Source organism: Sulfurimonas sp. NWX367 (assembly GCF_039667065.1).
GTDB classification, from domain to species: Bacteria; Campylobacterota; Campylobacteria; order Campylobacterales; family Sulfurimonadaceae; genus Sulfurimonas; species Sulfurimonas hydrogeniphila.
In genome coordinates this window covers 26,235-43,356 of the sequence record NZ_JALCZM010000003.1, presented here as the reverse complement: position 1 = coordinate 43,356, position 17,122 = coordinate 26,235, and the positions used below count along the sequence as shown (strand labels likewise).

The window sequence follows — 17,122 nt, the reverse complement described above, 5'->3', positions numbered from 1 at the left end:
AAGGAAAAAAGTTTTGAAGTTAGAAATTACAGCTGGAAAAATTGATGTACGACCTCCTGTGGCAAAGCCTCATCCGGGTTTTTTTAATGAAGTGGGAGAAGAAAGGTTTAGAAAACTGGTGTTTGAACATTATGAATCCATCAAGAGCAGTGATATTGCTTTTTTATTTCCTGTATTTGATGATGATGATTTTGCAGAGGCACAAAAACATGCAGCTGATTTTTTGATAGAAATTTCAGGTGGTCCTGATTATTTTACACAAAGCAGGGGAGAGCATCAAATGGTTGGGCGTCATGCACCCTTCCGCATAGATGAAAATGCGCGAAGAGTCTGGCTGGAACTTTACATTCCGCTTTTGAATGCGCTTGCAGAAGAAGGTATTTCTCCCAGGTATATAGAATCTTTTTGGAACTATTTGGATCTTTTTTCTATGTGGGTGGTGAATACGAAGAACTAAAACTGTAAAAACCTTCGCTCTCTGTTTATAAAGTAAGCACACTCTGAATAGCCGATATCTTTGGCAAGCTGTGTGACTTCTTTGTCAAACATAGCCACCTGTTCGGGTTTGTGGGCGTCAGAACTGAAAGTGATAGGTATATTGAGTTTATATGCCTCTTCAAGGAGTTCTTTTGAGGGATAAGCCTCACCGACAGGCTTTCTGTAGCCGGCTGCATTGATTTCCAACACCATGTCGGCATTTTTTATGGCATGCAAAGCATTTTTTGCTATCTCTTTGATGTCTTGCGTCGGCATAAATTTAAATACTTTTATAAGGTCCAGATGTCCGACAATGTCAAATAGTCTACTGTTGGCCATAGCCTCGACAGCATTAAAATATTTCTGCCATATCAGATTGATATCTTCATTTTGGTACTCTCCTATAAACTCCGGATTGTCAAAACCCCATTCGTCTATAAAATGTACAGAACCAATGAGGTAGTCAACATCGGCAGTGAGCACTCTTTTGTCCATATGCCCCTCAAGGTAGTCAACTTCATAGCCAAGCAAAACAGTAATCGTATCAGCATACTTTTTCTTTGCATCGAGAATGTCTTTTTCATATTTTTGCATCTCTGAAAATGACATTCTGTATTTTGGATCAAAGTCCATAGGCGCATGGTCGGAAAAGCCAAATATTTTCGTATTGTTCCTGATGGCAGCATTGATATACTCGTCTATTGTGCCCTGGGCATGGTTACACAATGGTGTATGGTTATGGAGGTCTACTTTCATATTTGTTCTCGTATTATATAATTTATGCTATTATAGTGTGAATTAATAAATTATTCAATTACGGAGACTGTTTATGACGCAAGAAGAACTGGACGCCTTAATGAGCGGTGGTGTGGATATGGATGATATGTCTGAAGAGGATGAGCATACCCAAGATGATGAAAATTCGCAGGACAAGGAAGATGAATCTTCCAAAGACCCGATAACAGCAGGCATTGAAGCAGCCGAACTTCCGCTTCCTGCGACAAATGAAAACAAAATGGTGCATCAGCTTGACGATGTTACCAAAGAGAGTGAAGAAAAAGCGAGTGAGATTTTTGATATTATTGACAATATCAGCAGCAATTTGATGGAAAAAGAAGAAAGTCTCAATATAGTAAGTGAAATTCTTCATTCAAATATAGAATTGTTTACAAAATTGTGTGAAAAATTCCCTGATGTGCAAACCTTCCAAACACAGCTGGAAAAAAATGAAACAGCTCTGAATGAAATCAACGGTGTCATAGAAGTTTTGCAAGAGAGCGGAGATGCTATCATGAGTGTTATGGATATCATGCAGTACCAGGATATTCACAGACAGAAAATTGAGCGGGTTATCAATGTCATGCGTGCATTGTCAAAGTATATGAATACGCTCTTTGAGGGTAAAATTGATGATGACAAACGTGTCTCTTCCGCCATACACATTGCGGGAGACACGCACAACGAGCTGGCTTCTACAGATGACATAGAAGCGCTTTTGGAACAGTTTTCAAAACAATGAATAATAAAAAAGTAGAATTGCTTTCCCCCGCAGGGACCTTGGAAAAATTAAAAATTGCACTAGATTTTGGTGCAGATGCCGTATATGGCGGAGTCAGTCATTTCTCACTGCGTATTCGCTCCGGAAAAGAGTTTAGTTTTGAAGATTTTGAAGAGGGTATCAAATATGCTCATGAACGCGGAAAAAAAGTCTATGCAACCATAAACGGATTTCCATTTAATTCCCAGCTTGATTTACTGAAAAAACATATTGTGAAAATGGGTGAACTGGGGCCCGATGCTTTCATCGTAGCGACACCGGGTGTGTTGAAACTGTGCCATGATTTGGTACCCGATATGCCTCTGCATCTCTCAACACAGGCAAATGTTATGAATGTGCTTGATGCACAGATTTACCATGAAATGGGTGCGACACGCATTATTACTGCACGAGAAATTTCTCTGCGTGACTTAAAAGAGATTAAAGCGGCTTTGCCTGATTTGGAACTAGAAGTTTTTGTGCACGGTTCTATGTGCTTTGCCTACAGCGGACGCTGTCTGATCTCAACCCTGCAAAGCGGGCGTGTGCCAAATCGCGGAAGCTGTGCCAATGACTGCAGATTTCCTTATGAAATATATGCGGCAAATCCGGAAACAGGTACGCTTTTCAAGCTTGAAGAGGACCCGGGTGTCGGTACCTACATTATGAATTCAAAAGATCTGAATTTGGCTTCACACATACAAGAGATTTTAGACAGCGGTGCTGTGGATTCCATAAAAATAGAAGGACGTACAAAAACAGCATATTATGCAGCCACTACGGCAAAAGCATACAGAATGGCAATAGATGACTACTATGCCGGAAAAATGGACAGTGAACGGTATCAGTATGAACTGCAGTCTCTGCAAAACCGAGGATATACGGATGCCTATCTTGTCTCTCGTCCATTTGAAAGACATGATACCCAGAGTCTGGACTTCACCATGCAGCTTGGCACGCATCAGGTCAGCGGTGTTGTCAATGCCGAGGGCACACATTTTTTATGTAAATACAAAACATTTCCCGGTGATGAGATGGAAGTCGTTTTTCCTTTGGGCAGTGAAGTGGAAAAGGTTGATAACGATATAGGCTCGACATATGAAAGAGACGGGAAATTTTTTATGAAACTCAAACAGCTTAAAGCACAAAACGGAAAAATCTGGGAAGAAATTCACAGCGGCAATGTCAACCCTATAGAGTTGCCGACAAAATTTCCGCCCTATACATTCTTTAGAATACCGGCGAGTGCAGATATGAATACAGCTCCAAAAAAATAATGCAGAGTGTTAAAATTAAAAGAAAGGTAAAATAATATGAAGTTTGTATCTATAGTAATAGGCTCAAAAAGTGATTATGAAGTAATGAGATCGTGTTCTGACACATTAGAGGCATTTGGAGTCAGTTATGAGATGGTTATCTCATCAGCGCATCGTTCCCCTGAGCGTACAAAAGAGTACATAGAAGAAGCTGAAAAGAAAGGTGCGCAGGTCTTTATAGCTGCAGCAGGCATGGCTGCCCATCTTGCAGGTGTATTAAGTTCAAAAACCATCAAACCTATAATAGGCGTACCGATGTCAGCATCTGCACTGGCAGGCATAGATGCACTGCTCTCAACTGTGCAAATGCCTGCAGGTATGCCTGTTGCTACTGTTGCCATAGGCAAGGCAGGGGCTATTAATTCGGCATATCTGGCTATGCAGATACTGGCGCTTGACAATGAAGAACTCAGTATAAAACTCAAAGAAGACCGTATTGCAAAAGCAAAAAAAGTAGAGATGGATTCTTTAGAGATAGAAACTATTATAAAATAGCTACAGCAAAAGAGAGGTTTGGCAATGAAGTGGATGAGTGATGAGGAATACAGTCAACTGACGGGATTGGATATAACTTCTATTGAAGATTTGATTGAGAGGGGCAAATTAAGTGTAAAAATTGAAGACGGCATTCGTTACATTGATCCGTCAAAAGGTGCGACAGAAGCCGTTGTGCCTGCCAAACTTAAGGAACTTGCGAAAAAAAACACCCATGAAATGCTTGTTCAGCCTGAGTTCGTTGAAAAAACCATCGGGACTATCATCAATCTGCATGAAAAAGTTTTGGATGCAAAAGATGAAACACTCGAAGCCGTCCGGGTGGAAAATGAGTTTTTACGTGAAGCATTGGCTTCTTTGCAGGAACTCTATGATGAAGACAGAAAAACCATACATACTCTGCAAGAACAGCTCAAACTCTCACAGCAGGAAGTTGAATTTATGCGCCGCAAATATAAACTTATGTGGAACAAGGCTATTGATGAACATACTGGAAAAGCATGACCATAGATAATGAATGTGTCGGATGTATCATCAACCAAAGTGTGAAAGTCGCTGATGCAATTGGTGCAGATAAAACTTTAAAAAACAGACTCAGAACAATTGTGGAAAGCATGAGTAAAGATTTTTCTTTTTCAAAAACTCCTCCTGAAATTGCTGCAGATGTGTATGAAAAAATGTCAGAGATTGCAGATAAAAAAGACCTGTATGATGAGGTCAAAGAACTCTCAACAAAAAAAGCCCTGTCCTTTATTCCGTTTTTAAAAGAAAAACTCTTTACATGTAATGACAAACTTTTGACAGCCACAAAAATTGCTGTAGCAGGCAATGTTATAGATTTGGCTGCTCAGGTAGAATTTGATTTGCAGGAAGAACTTGAGAAAATCTTTCATACAGAATTTTCTCATAATGATTTTGAAGCGTTTGCAAAAGTATTGCAAACTGCAAAAAACATTGTAATTCTTGGCGATAATGTCGGCGAACATATTTTTGACTATTTGTTTATAGAGACTTTACAGGAACTCTATCCAAAACTTACATGTACTTATATGGTACGGGGTAATCCTATAATCAATGACGTTACATGTAAAGAAGCAAAAGAAGCCGGCTTTGAGAAACTCTGCAATCTGGTTGACAGCGGTGTCAATACTCCGGGATTTGTTTACGAACGTGCTGCAAAAGAGGCACAAAAGCTTTTTGATGAAGCGGACTTGGTGATAAGCAAGGGCATGGGAAATTATGAATGTCTCAGTCCAAGCCACAGAGATAATATCTGTTTTTTGCTCAAAGTAAAATGCAATGTTGTTGCCAACTCATTAGGCAAAGAAGTCGGTGATATAGTTTGTAAACTTGTATAAGGAATCAAAATGTTAAAAAAACTGACGATAGGTATGCTGTTAGTTAGTTCAGCGGTATTTGCAAAAGTAAGTTATGAATATGCCATAAATATTGTTGGTATGAGTATGGATTATAAAGAGTCCGAAAATGGAGTTTTTTTGGATAGTGAAGAATCAGATTTTGCAGATTTAAAAGGTCTAGAAATTCAATATAAATATATAAAGCAAACAGAAACTTCACAAGATTTTGATACGGTATCAATAAATATCATGGCTGTAGGTGGCAATACAGAATACAAGGGTGCATACATTGGTTCTAACCTTGGATATGGAAGTTTAGTAAGTATAACTTCAAATCAAATTTATGATATGGAAATAGATTTTGCACACACATATGAAGATAGATCTTCCTTTACAACTACTATCTCTCTAGGTGTTGGGTACAGATTTTGGCGCAGGAAGCTGTCAGCTCAACAAATAGAAGACTATACATGGTTTTCTCTTCGACCAAGTGTTTCATTTTCTTATATGTATTATGATTTGAGAATTGCCCCGAAATTTGAGTTTCAATATGGGTTAGGACCTAGAATGAGTGCTACAGGTATTAGTGATGATTTTAAGCTAGGTTCTGCAAATATTATGGAGTTTACACTGCCTATAAAATATGCAATTACACAAAAATTTTCTTTATATGCTGCATATACATATCAGTATCAAAAAATAGAGGAATCTAATGTTGTATATGATAATACAGGTACAGGGTATTTGGAACCGGAAAGTAAAGTATATAACGAATACATTAAATTTGGAATTGTTTTTAAATACTAAAAAAGTCTCTTTGGCTATAATAGCAAAAACAAATTGAAGGCAAAAAATGATTACTTTTAGCGAAATGTTACTCAAATTACAAGAATTCTGGATGAAACAGGGGTGCAATATTGTACAGCCTTATGATATTCCTGCCGGAGCAGGAACTTTTCACCCTGCTACATTTTTGCGCTCACTTGATTCTACGCCCTGGGCAACAGCGTATGTCGCTCCCTCTCGCCGCCCGACAGACGGAAGATACGGAGAAAATCCCAACCGTCTTGGTTCCTATTACCAGTTTCAGGCACTTATAAAACCTTCACCGGATAATATTCAAGAGTTGTATCTGCAGTCTTTAGAGTATCTGGGACTTGACCTGGCAAAACATGATATTCGTTTTATAGAAGACAACTGGGAATCTCCGACGCTCGGTGCGTGGGGGCTTGGCTGGGAAGTATGGCTCAATGGTATGGAAGTGACACAGTTTACCTATTTTCAACAGGTCGGCGGGATTGAGTGCGATCCGGTTGCAGTTGAAATCACATACGGAACGGAGCGTCTGGCAATGTACTTGCAAGGGGTTGATACGGTCTTTGACATCGTGTGGAATATTGCACCAGACGGCAGTAAAACGCTCTATAAAGATGTACACAAAGAGAGTGAAATAGAGTTTTCGAAATACAACTTTGAAGTAGCCGATACAGAAATGCTTTTTGCTGATTTTAACGCCAAAAGCAAAGAGTGTTTACGCACACTTGAGGCCGGTTTGCCTTTACCTGCCTATGATTTATGTATGATGGCATCAAATACGTTTAATGTTTTAGACGCAAGAAAAGCAATTTCACAAACAGAAAGACAAAACTATATTTTAAAAATTCGAGAACTTTCAAAAGGGTGCGCAGAACTCTATAAAGAACAGGAAGAGGAACGTATTAAAAGAGTAAATACTTAATTTTATTTCAATTTGTCATATTTTATAAAAGTTTTTTTCTTTTTCTTTATAATTTAGTTTGAAAAGGGAAATTATGAATTTATCAAAGGATGAAGAGGTAAAGTTTCGTAAGCTTGGAATTAATTCTGTTTTGGAACTTGCCTTGCTGGTGCCTCATACCTATGAAGATTACAGACTTCATGAAAAATTACTTCCACAAAAAGCACAGCTCATAGATGCGACGGTTGAGTCTGTCTATAAAGCCCCAAATTCTATTCAAATTACTTTTTTTGCACACAATCTCGGGCATACTGTTCAGGGAGTGCTTTTTCGCCCCAAACCTTACATGTTACATCAGTTTAAAGTAGGAGAGAGGGATTGTTATTACGGTGTTATAGACTGCAAGCAGGGGCACTGCAGTATGAGTATGCCAAAAAAAGTCTCTAAAGTGGGGATGATTACTCCAAAATATAAAACGGCACTCAGAAGCGATGTTATGCAACGGCTTGTACAGAATTGTCTTACTAAAGAAAACCTGTTACATGTAAAGCTGCGTGAAGATATTGCCGAGGAGCTGTTAGCACTTCATTTTCCAACAGATGAATTTTTACAAAATAAAGAGTACAGTGAAAAAACACGCAAGGCATTAAAATACACGGAACTTTTTTCCTATATGCAGATGTTAGCTGGAAAAAGACGTTATTTTGAATCACTCTCTTCACAGGCAAAAGAGTATACGCCATGGAGTAAAACGCTCCCTTTTGTGCTGACAGAAGAGCAGTTGAAAGCTATAGAAGATATTTATCAGGATTTGAAAAAAGATGTAGCGGCAAAACGGATGGTTGTCGGGGATGTGGGGAGCGGTAAAACAATGGTGATTCTGGCAGCTGCCTATATGAATATGCCAAACCGATCTGTCTTAATGGCTCCGACAACGATTTTGGCAAATCAGCTCTTTGAAGAGGCACAAAAATATCTTCCTCAACTCAAAGCTGCACTTGTAACAAATAAAACAAAAAAAACAGACTTGAGTCCTTATGACTTTATCATAGGAACGCATGCGCTTCTGTATCGAGAATTGCCGCAGGCTTCACTGATTATGGTGGATGAACAGCATCGTTTTGGAACTCTACAAAGAAATATGCTTGAAAAATTGGTGACAGAACAGGCATTAAAACCGCATTTTATACAGTTTTCAGCCACTCCGATTCCAAGAACACAGGCAATGATTGAGAGTGCACATATAGATGTCAGCCTCATTACTACTACGCCTTTTACAAAAGATATTTCTTCAAAAGTCATTCACAGAAATGATTTTCAAGCATTGCTTTTACATGTAAAGGCGGAAATTGCAAAAAACAATCAGGTTTTACTTGTCTACCCTTTGGTGGAGCAGAGTGAAGCTTTTGATTATCAGAGTATAGACGAGGCACGGGGCTACTGGGAGAAAAATTTTAAGAATGTTTATGTGACTCATGGAAAAGACAAAGACAAAGAGCAGGTACTGCTTGATTTTAGAGAAAAAGGCGACATATTGATAGCGACTACAGTTGTAGAAGTGGGTATATCTTTGCCTCGTCTGAGTACGGTAGTAATAGTTGGAGCAGAGCGTTTAGGGCTTTCAACGTTGCATCAGCTTCGTGGAAGGGTGAGCCGTACCGGTTTAAAAGGCTACTGCTTTTTATATACAAACAAAAAAAAGTCTGAGCGTTTAGATGAATTTATACATACCAAAAGCGGATTTGATATAGCAAATTTGGATTTGAAGTTTCGAAAGAGTGGTGATCTGCTCAAAGGAATTGTACAAAGCGGGAGCCGGTTTAAATGGGTGGATTTTGCGCAAGATGAAGAAATAGTTAAAATGGTAAAAAAAGATTTAAAAGCTGTTTCTAAACCTAAGTGTTAACCTGGGTATTAGTCTTTAAAGACACAAAGCCCGCACTGAAGTACGGGTTCCGAAAACCCCTGGAACCGGTACTTCAGTGCCGGCTGTAACAACTTCTTTGTTATTCAAAGCCCGCGCTTGAAAGTACGGGTTTCGGGTTTAATAGAGCCCGAATTTTTTGTTCCCCATTTTAAAAAGAACACGTGTTTTGTTTTCATTGTCTAAAAAGATTTCAAATGTTTTATCACTGTTTTTAAGATCTTCTAAAACATCTTCGACTTCACGAGGCTTGTAGAGTTCAAGTTCTACCGGAATGATTTCATCTTCCATTGCTTCTGCAGCAGCTTTTACATCGACTTCTTCCGCTTTGACTTCATTTAAACCGACTTTTTGATGGTCTGTTACTTTGTCATGGAGACGACGGAGTGATTTTTGTGCTCTGTTGGTTGCAAGGTCAATAGCAGCATAGGCATCCTCATCATTTTGCTTGATTACTATAGTATTTTTATGTGCAAGATTGATGACAAACTCAACAATAGCGTGTTCTTTGCCCTTTTTTGTCTGTGTAGAGACAACAACATTTACCGAAATAATATCTAAATTAAATTTTTTTAGTGTTTCGATAGAAGCTGAAATATGCTCTTTTAAAGCATCAGTAAGTTCTACATTTCTTCCTGTCATGCTGATATTCATGATTAAATCCTTTTTTATTCTATTGGAAAAAAATTATACCATTAAAAAGTTTAATCAAGAGTATGAATTTATAATTTTTGCAGAGTTCTTTTGAAATATCTGACAGGTTCACTGGCAACTGTTGTATCATTTACATCTACAGTTACATCCATAAGGACAGAACCGTTTTGTTCGGGTGTGGTAACAGTTGTATAGAGTATGCCTCTGTTGGCAGCAGGTATAGCATTGCAAACAGCTTGTGCTTCATTGACTAAAGGTGTATTTGGATCATCATAATATATGTATTGTAGTTTGATTGTTATATTGTAAAGTGTGTCTTGCGTGAATGTTGTATCTAAATCAGTACAAGGTGGAGTTTGCGAAATCCGCAAAAGTGCATATTCTGCTGCACTGTGCGCAAGAAGTACAGACTGCTCATACAGATAGACATCGGTCGTGCGTTTGGTTGTTTGGGAAGTAAGAGAAATGGCTAAAGCCATTATGGTTGCAATAATGACAATAACAGCAATCGCCATAATCATGGCAATACCTGAACGCTTCCCTTTTAAAATACTGTTTTTTCTTTGCATAAAGAGTACTCCTCTGCCAAGTCTGTTTTCGTGCATACCTGAATCTTCATAATAGAACCTATAGCAGTAAATCGGAAGGTACTGACATTTTGCATAAGTAATGATTTGTGGAGGCTGTCATTGTTGTCATCATATTGTTCTCCCTGCCATGGCTGATAATTGTGATATAGATATAAATTACCCATTTTTGTAGTTGAATTATAGTCTTCCATAGCTACGGCATAGGCAGTCCATGCTAATTTGTAATACTCGTAAATATCGACACCGCTGAAGTCTGTACCTGTAGAAGATGTAAACTGTGTCGGTTGTCCGGCTACACTTTGGACAGGGTGCATAGCACCTTTTTGGGCATTTATTATCGTTGTATTTGTATCCCATCCATAGCCGGTACGGATGTCACTGTCTGCCCCTGTAAAGAAGATGGCGCTGTCATTTATTCCTGCAGTACCACTTGAGAGTATAGCAATCAAAGTATTTGTTTTTGTGGTATTGGTCTCCGGAGATACCAATGTATTGCTGTTTCCTGCATCCAGATCTATAATGCCACTCCAATTAGGAAGATGGATTGCAGTGGTATCTGAAATACCGCGAAAGCCGTCCGTATCACTGCCAATCCATTCTAACACTGCATAGGTCTTTGAATTATTTACGTCTCCGATCGGATCAAAATTTTTATTTGCTTCTCTGGCAATCACAGAATCCTTTATGCGACCTTCGAGCCGTTTTGCTATGAGTTCAACCGCAGCTTCACTCTTTGACTGGAGTTCATGATTTATTTTTGAGAATATAAAACTGTTATAGGCCTGTGCCAAAAATTCCACGCCGAATTTTCCTATAATTCCCATAATGACAATGACAAATATTAATTCAAGCATAGTAAAAGCAAAACGATTCTTCATTAATAGGACCTTTTGTAGTAGTCTATGCCGCCGATATTTGCAACATAGGTAAATAAAGAAGTAACAACATTACCTTCTTCATCTTTAACGGTAATGGTTAATTTTTTCATATTAGGTCTTTGAATTCCGTCAAATACAGGGTTATAGCTGATGACAAGTGAAGAGTTAAAGTCTTGCTTGTACCCTTCCTGCCCCGGTGTTAAGTTTAAAAATATATTTCTGTATCCATGTGCTTTGTCTTCAACTGCATCAACGTCCGGGTTGGTATTGGAATGGAGTGCTGTTTGATTTAAATTGTTTAAACATTTTCTATGAAGCGGTTCCAGAATATGTCCGGGTTTTAATCGGTAGCGTTGACTGGATTGATTGTTTTCACATAAGCCGTCGAGGTTTATAACCTGACTGACAGTTGTACTTGCGTTTTCATCTATGGAAGCTTCGTCCCATTGGGCAGTTGTTGCTTCATTGAGTTCTGTTGCTGCTGCAAAAATGGCTTCTTGCAGCAGATTTGAATCAATTCCTTTTGAAATGGACTGATTCATCATTGGCAAAGAGATGACAGTAATTGCAATCACGACGATGGCAAAAATAAGCTCTATGAGCGTAAAAGCGCTTTTTTTTACCACATAAGTCTCCTGTTGGTATTATCAGAAGCATTTTTATTGGTTGTGGCATTTGTTTCATATATGCCGGCCCAGTTTGCATTAGGATTGACAAAGTCTACCTGAAACTCATTGGTTGCGGCATTGGCATTGTATTTGTTATAAATGAGCCAGCCTGAGGCATTGTTTTCCATTGTTGCCTTGTACGGATATCCGCTGCTTCCATTGTAGTGTACTCCAATATAGTCAGGATGATTTCCGTTGGCTTCTCTGGTAATACTTACATTTACACCATTCTTTTGCACTGTGGCTGTTTGTGCAGCCGTTCCTGCATCGCTAGTATGGTTGGTATTGACAAACCAACGCGGATCATCTGTTGATGTTGAACTGTTCCCGTCTTGAAGTAATGATTTGTTACATGTAGCTCCGTTGCAGAATACTTCATAGTATACAGAAACATTGCCGTCAGAACCTAAAACAGTCTGTCTCGGTGCATTTGTGCGCCCGTAATAGTGCCTGACGGGTATTGTCGAATTTAAATCTTTAATCCCTTTTGTTGTCTTGCTGTTTATAAGGTCAGCATTAAAAGTACAATCAGCTACCGCATTTGTACAGTTGACCTGATACTTTATAAAGGTGAGTGTTGTCGGATTGACAGCAGTGTCTTTTTCTCTCATATAGTTCATATTTAAGCGTGTCTGCATAGTACCGTTTAAATTTTTAGGAAAATATGTTTGAGCAGTTTGAATGCGTATGTCATTAGACTGCAGTGCGGGATTTGTTTCTGTAAGATTGATATCCAATGCATTTATAATACTGCCACTCGAATTAATGTCATGAAAACGTATTCTGTAGGGAACATGATTCCCCTTTGAGTCATTCAAGTCTCTGTTGCTTGTAGAAATGTTTATATCCAAAGGTACTGCATAACATTGGTCTACAAAGTTTGAAAGGGTGACATTGTTTTCACCTAAAGCTGTAATGCTCCCGTTTAAATGGTAGGACATATTCTCATCCAGTGTATTGTTAATGTCTGCCATATAGATATACGGTGTGGTGCCTGGCACAGGAGTAAACAGCAAGCCGATAGTAGGAGTAACAGCTGTTCCTCCTGCAGTTGCATTGAGATCAAATCTGTAAGGGTGATAAAATACAAGCATATCCTGAAAATCTTGGGAATAGTCATTATTATGATGCACCGAAGATATGTTACAACCATTCTTGGAAGCAGAACTTTCATCTTCGACTGCAGATGAGTTTTGTATACAGTCCGCTCCTGTTTGAAAATACGGAGCTGTATGATGATCAAGATAGAGAGAATCAACCGCTGTCCATTTTGTATCAATAATATGAAGTTTGTATGATCCGACATTGTTCCATGTTGTGTTCGTTTCTGCAACACCATTGACAAAAGGATGTTCGAGTGTAATATTGCTTTCATCGTTACAAACAAGTGAAGAAGTTCCCTGCCATGTCATATTTGCATCAAGACTACTTGTGGTGTAACCGAGGACAGGTGTATTGTTAAGATGGTCCGTTGCATTCATGGTCAAGAGGTAATTGTACCCCGCAGCCAAGTGGGCAGTTTTTATATTACTGCCGTTATTGTCTATGATAAAGCTTTGCTGTAACGGATTTGAGTGATTATAGTCTGTAAATTTAAAAGAGTAGCTTTCCGGGCGAATGGCAAAGTTGTCTCTTGAACAGATGCTTTTCGTATTGTTGTTTTCATCTGTATAAATAATTCTAAAGGCCGCATTTTGAGAGGCTTTGGAAAAGACTGCTGCAGTACGCATTGCATCTTTATCAATACTGACGGTTGTATCATTAATATTAAAGTGTGTGCTTACAGGCGTGCCTATCACAATACTGTTGTCAGGATCTGTACAGGTTGCATTGGTATAATGAAAACCTGACATATTTACCATTGTAATATTGACATCCTGTGCCTTGCTGACAGCTTTTGATTTGTTTAAATCATTGGGATCCATTGATTCTAATAAAAAGTTCCCCACTCTGTTGACGACCTGTGTTGGAATATTAAAATAATAGTAAGGATCATCACTTTTTGTTTCTCCGGCTTGAACAATATTGAAAATATCCGGAACCGGTTCGTAGCCTGGAGTCGGCTGGCAAGGATCCATGTCGCTTAATTTAGTGCTGTATGTCCCTAATCCAATACCGTCAACAGTCAAATCATAGCGAAACTCTATGTCAACCGGTACTTCTGAAAGAGTACTTTGATTCAGGTCTAAACTATAGTAGAGATAAAAATAATCCAAACTTCCAAAGCTACCAATAGGGATGTTCTTAACATAACTTTTGTCCGATGCAATATCTAAAATATTATCATCAATATTTGTCACAGTGGTATCTGTTTTAGCTATTTTTGTAGAGTTTAAATGATAAACGGCTTCTTTAAGGTTTAGTATATCTATGTTCAGGTTGTTAATAGTAGTGTCAGAATTTTCTCTGTTTCTGAAATAGACTTTAAGGTCAAGTGGTGTACTTTTGTTGAAAGTTCCATCAATAAGTGCAGGTTTGATACTTGGTGCTGTAGTATAGTATCCGTTTTGTCCATAGGTATAATCGTAACAGATATCAAGGGTATAAAGGTTTGTTGTGAAAACAAACATACTAGGATAGTATGAATCTCCACTTGATGTAAAGCGTACTGTAGCACTGGTGTCTTTGTATCCTAGCAAGTCTGCTCCGGATGTACCGATATCTATATTTTGAATATCTATACCAAAATTGTTTGTTAAGCTTGGCTCTTTCTCAAATCCGCTGGTATGTGAGTACATGACATTGTTGGAGTTTCCAATTTGAGAGCCGTTAAAATAGAGTTCATCTCCAGTATAGGCTATATCCCCTTCCCCTGCAAAGAAAGAAAAAGTAGAGTTGATATCTCCTGCTTTCGGGGTTAAAAAACCGCTTAAATCTATGGTCTCTTCTCTGTTGTATGATGAAATGTTAGTATAGCCATCAAACACAGTAATGTTACGAAAGCTTTCACTGCTGTCTTTATATATAACAACAAGTGTCCATGCTCCAAAATAGCCCAAGGATGTATCTTTTCCTTCGCTAGCCTTGATATTTGCACCTGTCCACCAGCCGTTTATCTCACTCCCTTTTTTTCCAATGAGAGCATTGACGGTACTAAAGGTTGAATAGGTGTAGCCAACCCACTGTAAGGAATCAATCACTTCCGGATACAGCGGGAAAAGAGTGTTGTCCGGTGCTATAAGGTACATGGGCTGAGAGTTGAGATCTGCTCGAACTGTTTCTAGCGATTCATTTGTATATCCTTGGGCATAAAATCCTGCCCACACTACCTCTGCAGTATCCGGAATACCGCTTATTTTTGCTTTTGAAGCATTGGTGAAACCATCTAGCTCTTTAATGTAACTTAAAGTAGTGTCATTGTTTGGATCAGAGGTTTCCTTGCATTGACCATTACTGTCTTTTTCACATAGAACAGTGTTTCCGATGATTTTGACATTACCTCGAATATTTCTGGTGTCATCCGGATTTCTAATGGTAAAAGGACGACCATCTGAAGTCTCGTTTGTATCATTTTTACATTGTGAAAGTTTTCCACTGTATGTCGTGCCGTCTTTTGTATATGTTGCCAATAAATCATAATCGTTACTGTTTAAAAAACTAAAGAGTGATTCAACATAAGCGCTTTTTGAATTGTTTGATATAAGTGTTTGTAAATCATATGTGACACCACTGTTAAAGGCTGTAAAAGTATTGAAAAAACTCAAATCACTTGTTTGTGAACATGTTTCACTGCCGTCACCATCTAAAACATCACAGTTTGAAAAAGCTGAAAAAAGCGAATCAGATGCCAGAACTACCTGTACATCAGATAAATCACCATTTGAAATATTTCTGATAGGAATAGTTGTTTTGCTGAGAACATTTATAAATCCAAAATTTAGTCCACTGACTGAGATACTGTCATAGCATATATCATTACTGATAGAAGATGAGGAAAATGAGGAAGAGAAGGAAAGATTGAGCGTAAAAGAATCATCATCATCGGTATAATTTCTTATAGGGAGATAATAGGTTGTTCCAGCAGAGAGTGTGTAGGTAATGTATATGTCATTGTTATTACGTGTATCTGAAGCAACCGTGCTTCCCCACCAAGATACGCATTCATCTATATCATCATAGAGCCAGGCGTTACTGTCATTGTCCATGTCAGTAGTTTGGATAACAATTTCTCCATTTGAGGAGGGGGTAAACTTGTAATAAGTATAGAAATAATGGCTACCCATACTCCAAGTTCTGTTTTGCAAAGAAGTATCAGTTTCACTTGGCAGAGAAAGCTCTATAGCATTTGAACAGCTATCTCCTGCTGCATTTAGTAATGTCGTCAAAAATAAAATTGAAAGGAATAACAACTTTTTCATAACATCCCCTTTTTTGTAGGAAAAATCACGGCACCCACAAAGGGGGCTCATGTTAAAAAGAAACAATTGTCTACGTTTCAATTGTCGTACTTTATTGCTAAATTTTAGCTGAAATATCTTTAAAAGAGGTTATTGTGCTATGTTTTTTATGGTATTTTTAAAATTTATGAGAAAATGTGTTAAAAGTGACAAAAAGAGAGTGGATTTTATAAGTTTATATTCAGCTCATAAAGGTATAATTTCGTTTCTTCAATTTGGCCTGTTAGCTCAGTCGGTAGAGCAAGTGACTGAAAATCACTGTGTCCTTGGTTCGATTCCGAGACAGGCCACCACTTATTCAGATATATTTTCTTTAATCTCACGTATAAAATTTTTGAAGTCATCAATAGAATTTAAAAAATCATAGAGTTTTTTTATGTCAATTGTCGTATATTCATGGATAAGAAGATTTCGAAGTCCTATCATTGCAATATACTTTTGGCTATGAAATTTGTTTAGGTAGTCATTTTTACTAAGAATTTCTATGCATTCTTTATAATTTTCAGGCTTCCCCAGGTTAAAATAATTTGTCACTTTACAGCTGACATCTATCATTATTTGTATTGATTCAAAAAAACCATATCGAAGTTCCCATTCGTAACGTTTATTTGCCGCAATGTCTTCAACTTGCATCTCTTGTTTCAGTTCTTCTAATATTTTTATATTTTCTTCAAGCTGTTTGAGTTTTTGCAATATTTCCATTACTTATCCTTTTGCTAAATGCCAGGTTTTGCTCATCAAGTATATGCTTAAAATCAAGATAGTAATGGAGAGCATTTTCTTTGAAGATATCATATTTTTTTTTATTATTCAGTATAAGAATCGTATGGTTTTTGTAGATATTATAGGCAAGAAGTGGTGATGTTTTATAAAGTTCATTAAATATTACAAAATCTATTTTATGATTTAGTTCCGTCTCAAGGCTTGCGATAATATCACCCATCTCAAATAAATTGAGTTCACGGCTTGTTTGCACTGCAATATCCATGTCACTCATGTTGTGCTGGGTATTTGTTGCATACGACCCAAAGAGTAATGCATTTTCGACAGTGTCATATCTTTGTAAAATACGCTTTATTTGATTTATATCCATCTTGTTGAACCTTTTATT

The 17,122-nt window shown here is 37.9% G+C and carries 17 protein-coding genes and 1 tRNA gene; 10 read left to right on the top strand and 8 right to left on the bottom strand.

Features of this window, described 5'->3' with window-relative positions:
- Positions 1-13: 13 nt before the first annotated feature.
- Entirely contained in the window at positions 14-457 is a 444-nt protein-coding gene (locus tag MNY28_RS08945; protein ID WP_151899574.1) for a globin, read from the top strand.
- On the opposite strand, the gene MNY28_RS08940 is transcribed toward MNY28_RS08945, so the two are convergent.
- Entirely contained in the window at positions 454-1,233 is a 780-nt protein-coding gene (locus MNY28_RS08940) for a histidinol-phosphatase (RefSeq protein ID WP_346389606.1), read from the bottom strand. The genes MNY28_RS08945 and MNY28_RS08940 overlap by 4 nt on opposite strands.
- A gap of 73 nt (positions 1,234-1,306) precedes the next feature.
- Here MNY28_RS08940 and MNY28_RS08935 point away from each other — a divergent pair, with 73 nt between their 5' ends.
- The 8 genes from MNY28_RS08935 to recG all read left to right on the top strand — a co-directional run bounded on the left by MNY28_RS08935 (position 1,307) and on the right by recG (position 8,806).
- Positions 1,307-1,996, top strand: coding sequence for a chemotaxis protein (locus MNY28_RS08935; RefSeq protein WP_151899576.1), 690 nt, complete (start codon positions 1,307-1,309; stop codon positions 1,994-1,996).
- On the top strand, positions 1,993-3,291 hold the full coding sequence (locus MNY28_RS08930; protein WP_346389605.1) for a peptidase U32 family protein: 1,299 nt from the start codon (positions 1,993-1,995) through the stop codon (positions 3,289-3,291). The genes MNY28_RS08935 and MNY28_RS08930 overlap by 4 nt, the downstream gene beginning before the upstream one ends.
- Positions 3,292-3,327: 36 nt before the next feature.
- The gene (gene purE / locus MNY28_RS08925) at positions 3,328-3,825 is read left to right on the top strand and encodes a 5-(carboxyamino)imidazole ribonucleotide mutase (RefSeq protein ID WP_151899578.1); all 498 of its coding nucleotides are present in this window, start codon (positions 3,328-3,330) and stop codon (positions 3,823-3,825) included.
- Positions 3,826-3,849: 24 nt separating this feature from the next.
- Entirely contained in the window at positions 3,850-4,329 is a 480-nt protein-coding gene (locus tag MNY28_RS08920; protein WP_151899579.1) for a DUF3972 domain-containing protein, read from the top strand.
- Complete coding sequence (locus MNY28_RS08915; protein ID WP_346389604.1) at positions 4,326-5,183, top strand: ARMT1-like domain-containing protein; 858 nt, start codon at positions 4,326-4,328, stop codon at positions 5,181-5,183. Before MNY28_RS08920 ends, MNY28_RS08915 begins: the two co-directional genes overlap by 4 nt.
- Positions 5,184-5,192: 9 nt before the next feature.
- A complete protein-coding gene (locus MNY28_RS08910; RefSeq protein ID WP_346389603.1) occupies positions 5,193-5,990 on the top strand; it encodes a hypothetical protein in 798 nt (265 codons plus the stop codon).
- A 46-nt stretch (positions 5,991-6,036) separates the two neighbouring features.
- Complete coding sequence (glyQ, locus tag MNY28_RS08905; protein ID WP_346389602.1) at positions 6,037-6,921, top strand: glycine--tRNA ligase subunit alpha; 885 nt, start codon at positions 6,037-6,039, stop codon at positions 6,919-6,921.
- Positions 6,922-6,994: 73 nt separating this feature from the next.
- A complete protein-coding gene (gene recG / locus MNY28_RS08900) occupies positions 6,995-8,806 on the top strand; it encodes an ATP-dependent DNA helicase RecG (protein ID WP_346389601.1) in 1,812 nt (603 codons plus the stop codon).
- A gap of 138 nt (positions 8,807-8,944) precedes the next feature.
- On the opposite strand, the gene raiA is transcribed toward recG, so the two are convergent.
- The 5 genes from raiA to MNY28_RS08875 all read right to left on the bottom strand — a co-directional run bounded on the left by raiA (position 8,945) and on the right by MNY28_RS08875 (position 15,972).
- Positions 8,945-9,478 (bottom strand): ribosome-associated translation inhibitor RaiA, encoded by a 534-nt coding sequence (raiA, locus tag MNY28_RS08895; RefSeq protein ID WP_151899583.1) that lies wholly within the window; start codon positions 9,476-9,478, stop codon positions 8,945-8,947.
- 68 nt (positions 9,479-9,546) lie between these two features.
- Positions 9,547-10,047, bottom strand: coding sequence for a hypothetical protein (locus MNY28_RS08890; protein ID WP_151899584.1), 501 nt, complete (start codon positions 10,045-10,047; stop codon positions 9,547-9,549).
- On the bottom strand, positions 10,023-10,946 hold the full coding sequence (locus MNY28_RS08885; RefSeq protein ID WP_346389600.1) for a type II secretion system protein: 924 nt from the start codon (positions 10,944-10,946) through the stop codon (positions 10,023-10,025). The genes MNY28_RS08890 and MNY28_RS08885 overlap by 25 nt, the downstream gene beginning before the upstream one ends.
- Positions 10,946-11,572, bottom strand: a complete 627-nt coding sequence (locus tag MNY28_RS08880) for a type II secretion system protein (protein ID WP_346389599.1) — start codon at positions 11,570-11,572, stop codon at positions 10,946-10,948. Before MNY28_RS08880 ends, MNY28_RS08885 begins: the two co-directional genes overlap by 1 nt.
- Positions 11,566-15,972, bottom strand: a complete 4,407-nt coding sequence (locus MNY28_RS08875) for a hypothetical protein (RefSeq protein ID WP_346389598.1) — start codon at positions 15,970-15,972, stop codon at positions 11,566-11,568. The genes MNY28_RS08880 and MNY28_RS08875 overlap by 7 nt, the downstream gene beginning before the upstream one ends.
- Before the next feature lie 256 nt (positions 15,973-16,228).
- Here MNY28_RS08875 and MNY28_RS08870 point away from each other — a divergent pair.
- Positions 16,229-16,304: transfer RNA gene (locus tag MNY28_RS08870), tRNA-Phe, on the top strand.
- Position 16,305: 1 nt separating this feature from the next.
- Here the strand turns inward: MNY28_RS08870 and MNY28_RS08865 are convergent.
- Positions 16,306-16,713 (bottom strand): HepT-like ribonuclease domain-containing protein, encoded by a 408-nt coding sequence (locus MNY28_RS08865; RefSeq protein ID WP_346389597.1) that lies wholly within the window; start codon positions 16,711-16,713, stop codon positions 16,306-16,308.
- Positions 16,682-17,104, bottom strand: a complete 423-nt coding sequence (locus tag MNY28_RS08860; protein ID WP_346389596.1) for a nucleotidyltransferase domain-containing protein — start codon at positions 17,102-17,104, stop codon at positions 16,682-16,684. The genes MNY28_RS08865 and MNY28_RS08860 overlap by 32 nt, the downstream gene beginning before the upstream one ends.
- Between the last annotated feature and the right edge of the window lie 18 nt (positions 17,105-17,122).

Coding starts and splice junctions, on each gene's coding strand:
- MNY28_RS08930 (WP_346389605.1), top strand. CDS start 1,993: ATGAATAATAAAAAAGTAGAATTGCTTTCCCCCGCAGGGACCTTGGAA.
- MNY28_RS08910 (WP_346389603.1), top strand. CDS start 5,193: ATGTTAAAAAAACTGACGATAGGTATGCTGTTAGTTAGTTCAGCGGTA.
- glyQ (WP_346389602.1), top strand. CDS start 6,037: ATGATTACTTTTAGCGAAATGTTACTCAAATTACAAGAATTCTGGATG.
- MNY28_RS08865 (WP_346389597.1), bottom strand. CDS start 16,713: ATGGAAATATTGCAAAAACTCAAACAGCTTGAAGAAAATATAAAAATA.
- purE (WP_151899578.1), top strand. CDS start 3,328: ATGAAGTTTGTATCTATAGTAATAGGCTCAAAAAGTGATTATGAAGTA.
- MNY28_RS08920 (WP_151899579.1), top strand. CDS start 3,850: ATGAAGTGGATGAGTGATGAGGAATACAGTCAACTGACGGGATTGGAT.
- MNY28_RS08890 (WP_151899584.1), bottom strand. CDS start 10,047: ATGCAAAGAAAAAACAGTATTTTAAAAGGGAAGCGTTCAGGTATTGCC.
- MNY28_RS08860 (WP_346389596.1), bottom strand. CDS start 17,104: ATGGATATAAATCAAATAAAGCGTATTTTACAAAGATATGACACTGTC.
- recG (WP_346389601.1), top strand. CDS start 6,995: ATGAATTTATCAAAGGATGAAGAGGTAAAGTTTCGTAAGCTTGGAATT.
- raiA (WP_151899583.1), bottom strand. CDS start 9,478: ATGAATATCAGCATGACAGGAAGAAATGTAGAACTTACTGATGCTTTA.
- MNY28_RS08915 (WP_346389604.1), top strand. CDS start 4,326: ATGACCATAGATAATGAATGTGTCGGATGTATCATCAACCAAAGTGTG.
- MNY28_RS08875 (WP_346389598.1), bottom strand. CDS start 15,972: ATGAAAAAGTTGTTATTCCTTTCAATTTTATTTTTGACGACATTACTA.
- MNY28_RS08935 (WP_151899576.1), top strand. CDS start 1,307: ATGACGCAAGAAGAACTGGACGCCTTAATGAGCGGTGGTGTGGATATG.
- MNY28_RS08885 (WP_346389600.1), bottom strand. CDS start 10,946: ATGAAGAATCGTTTTGCTTTTACTATGCTTGAATTAATATTTGTCATT.
- MNY28_RS08940 (WP_346389606.1), bottom strand. CDS start 1,233: ATGAAAGTAGACCTCCATAACCATACACCATTGTGTAACCATGCCCAG.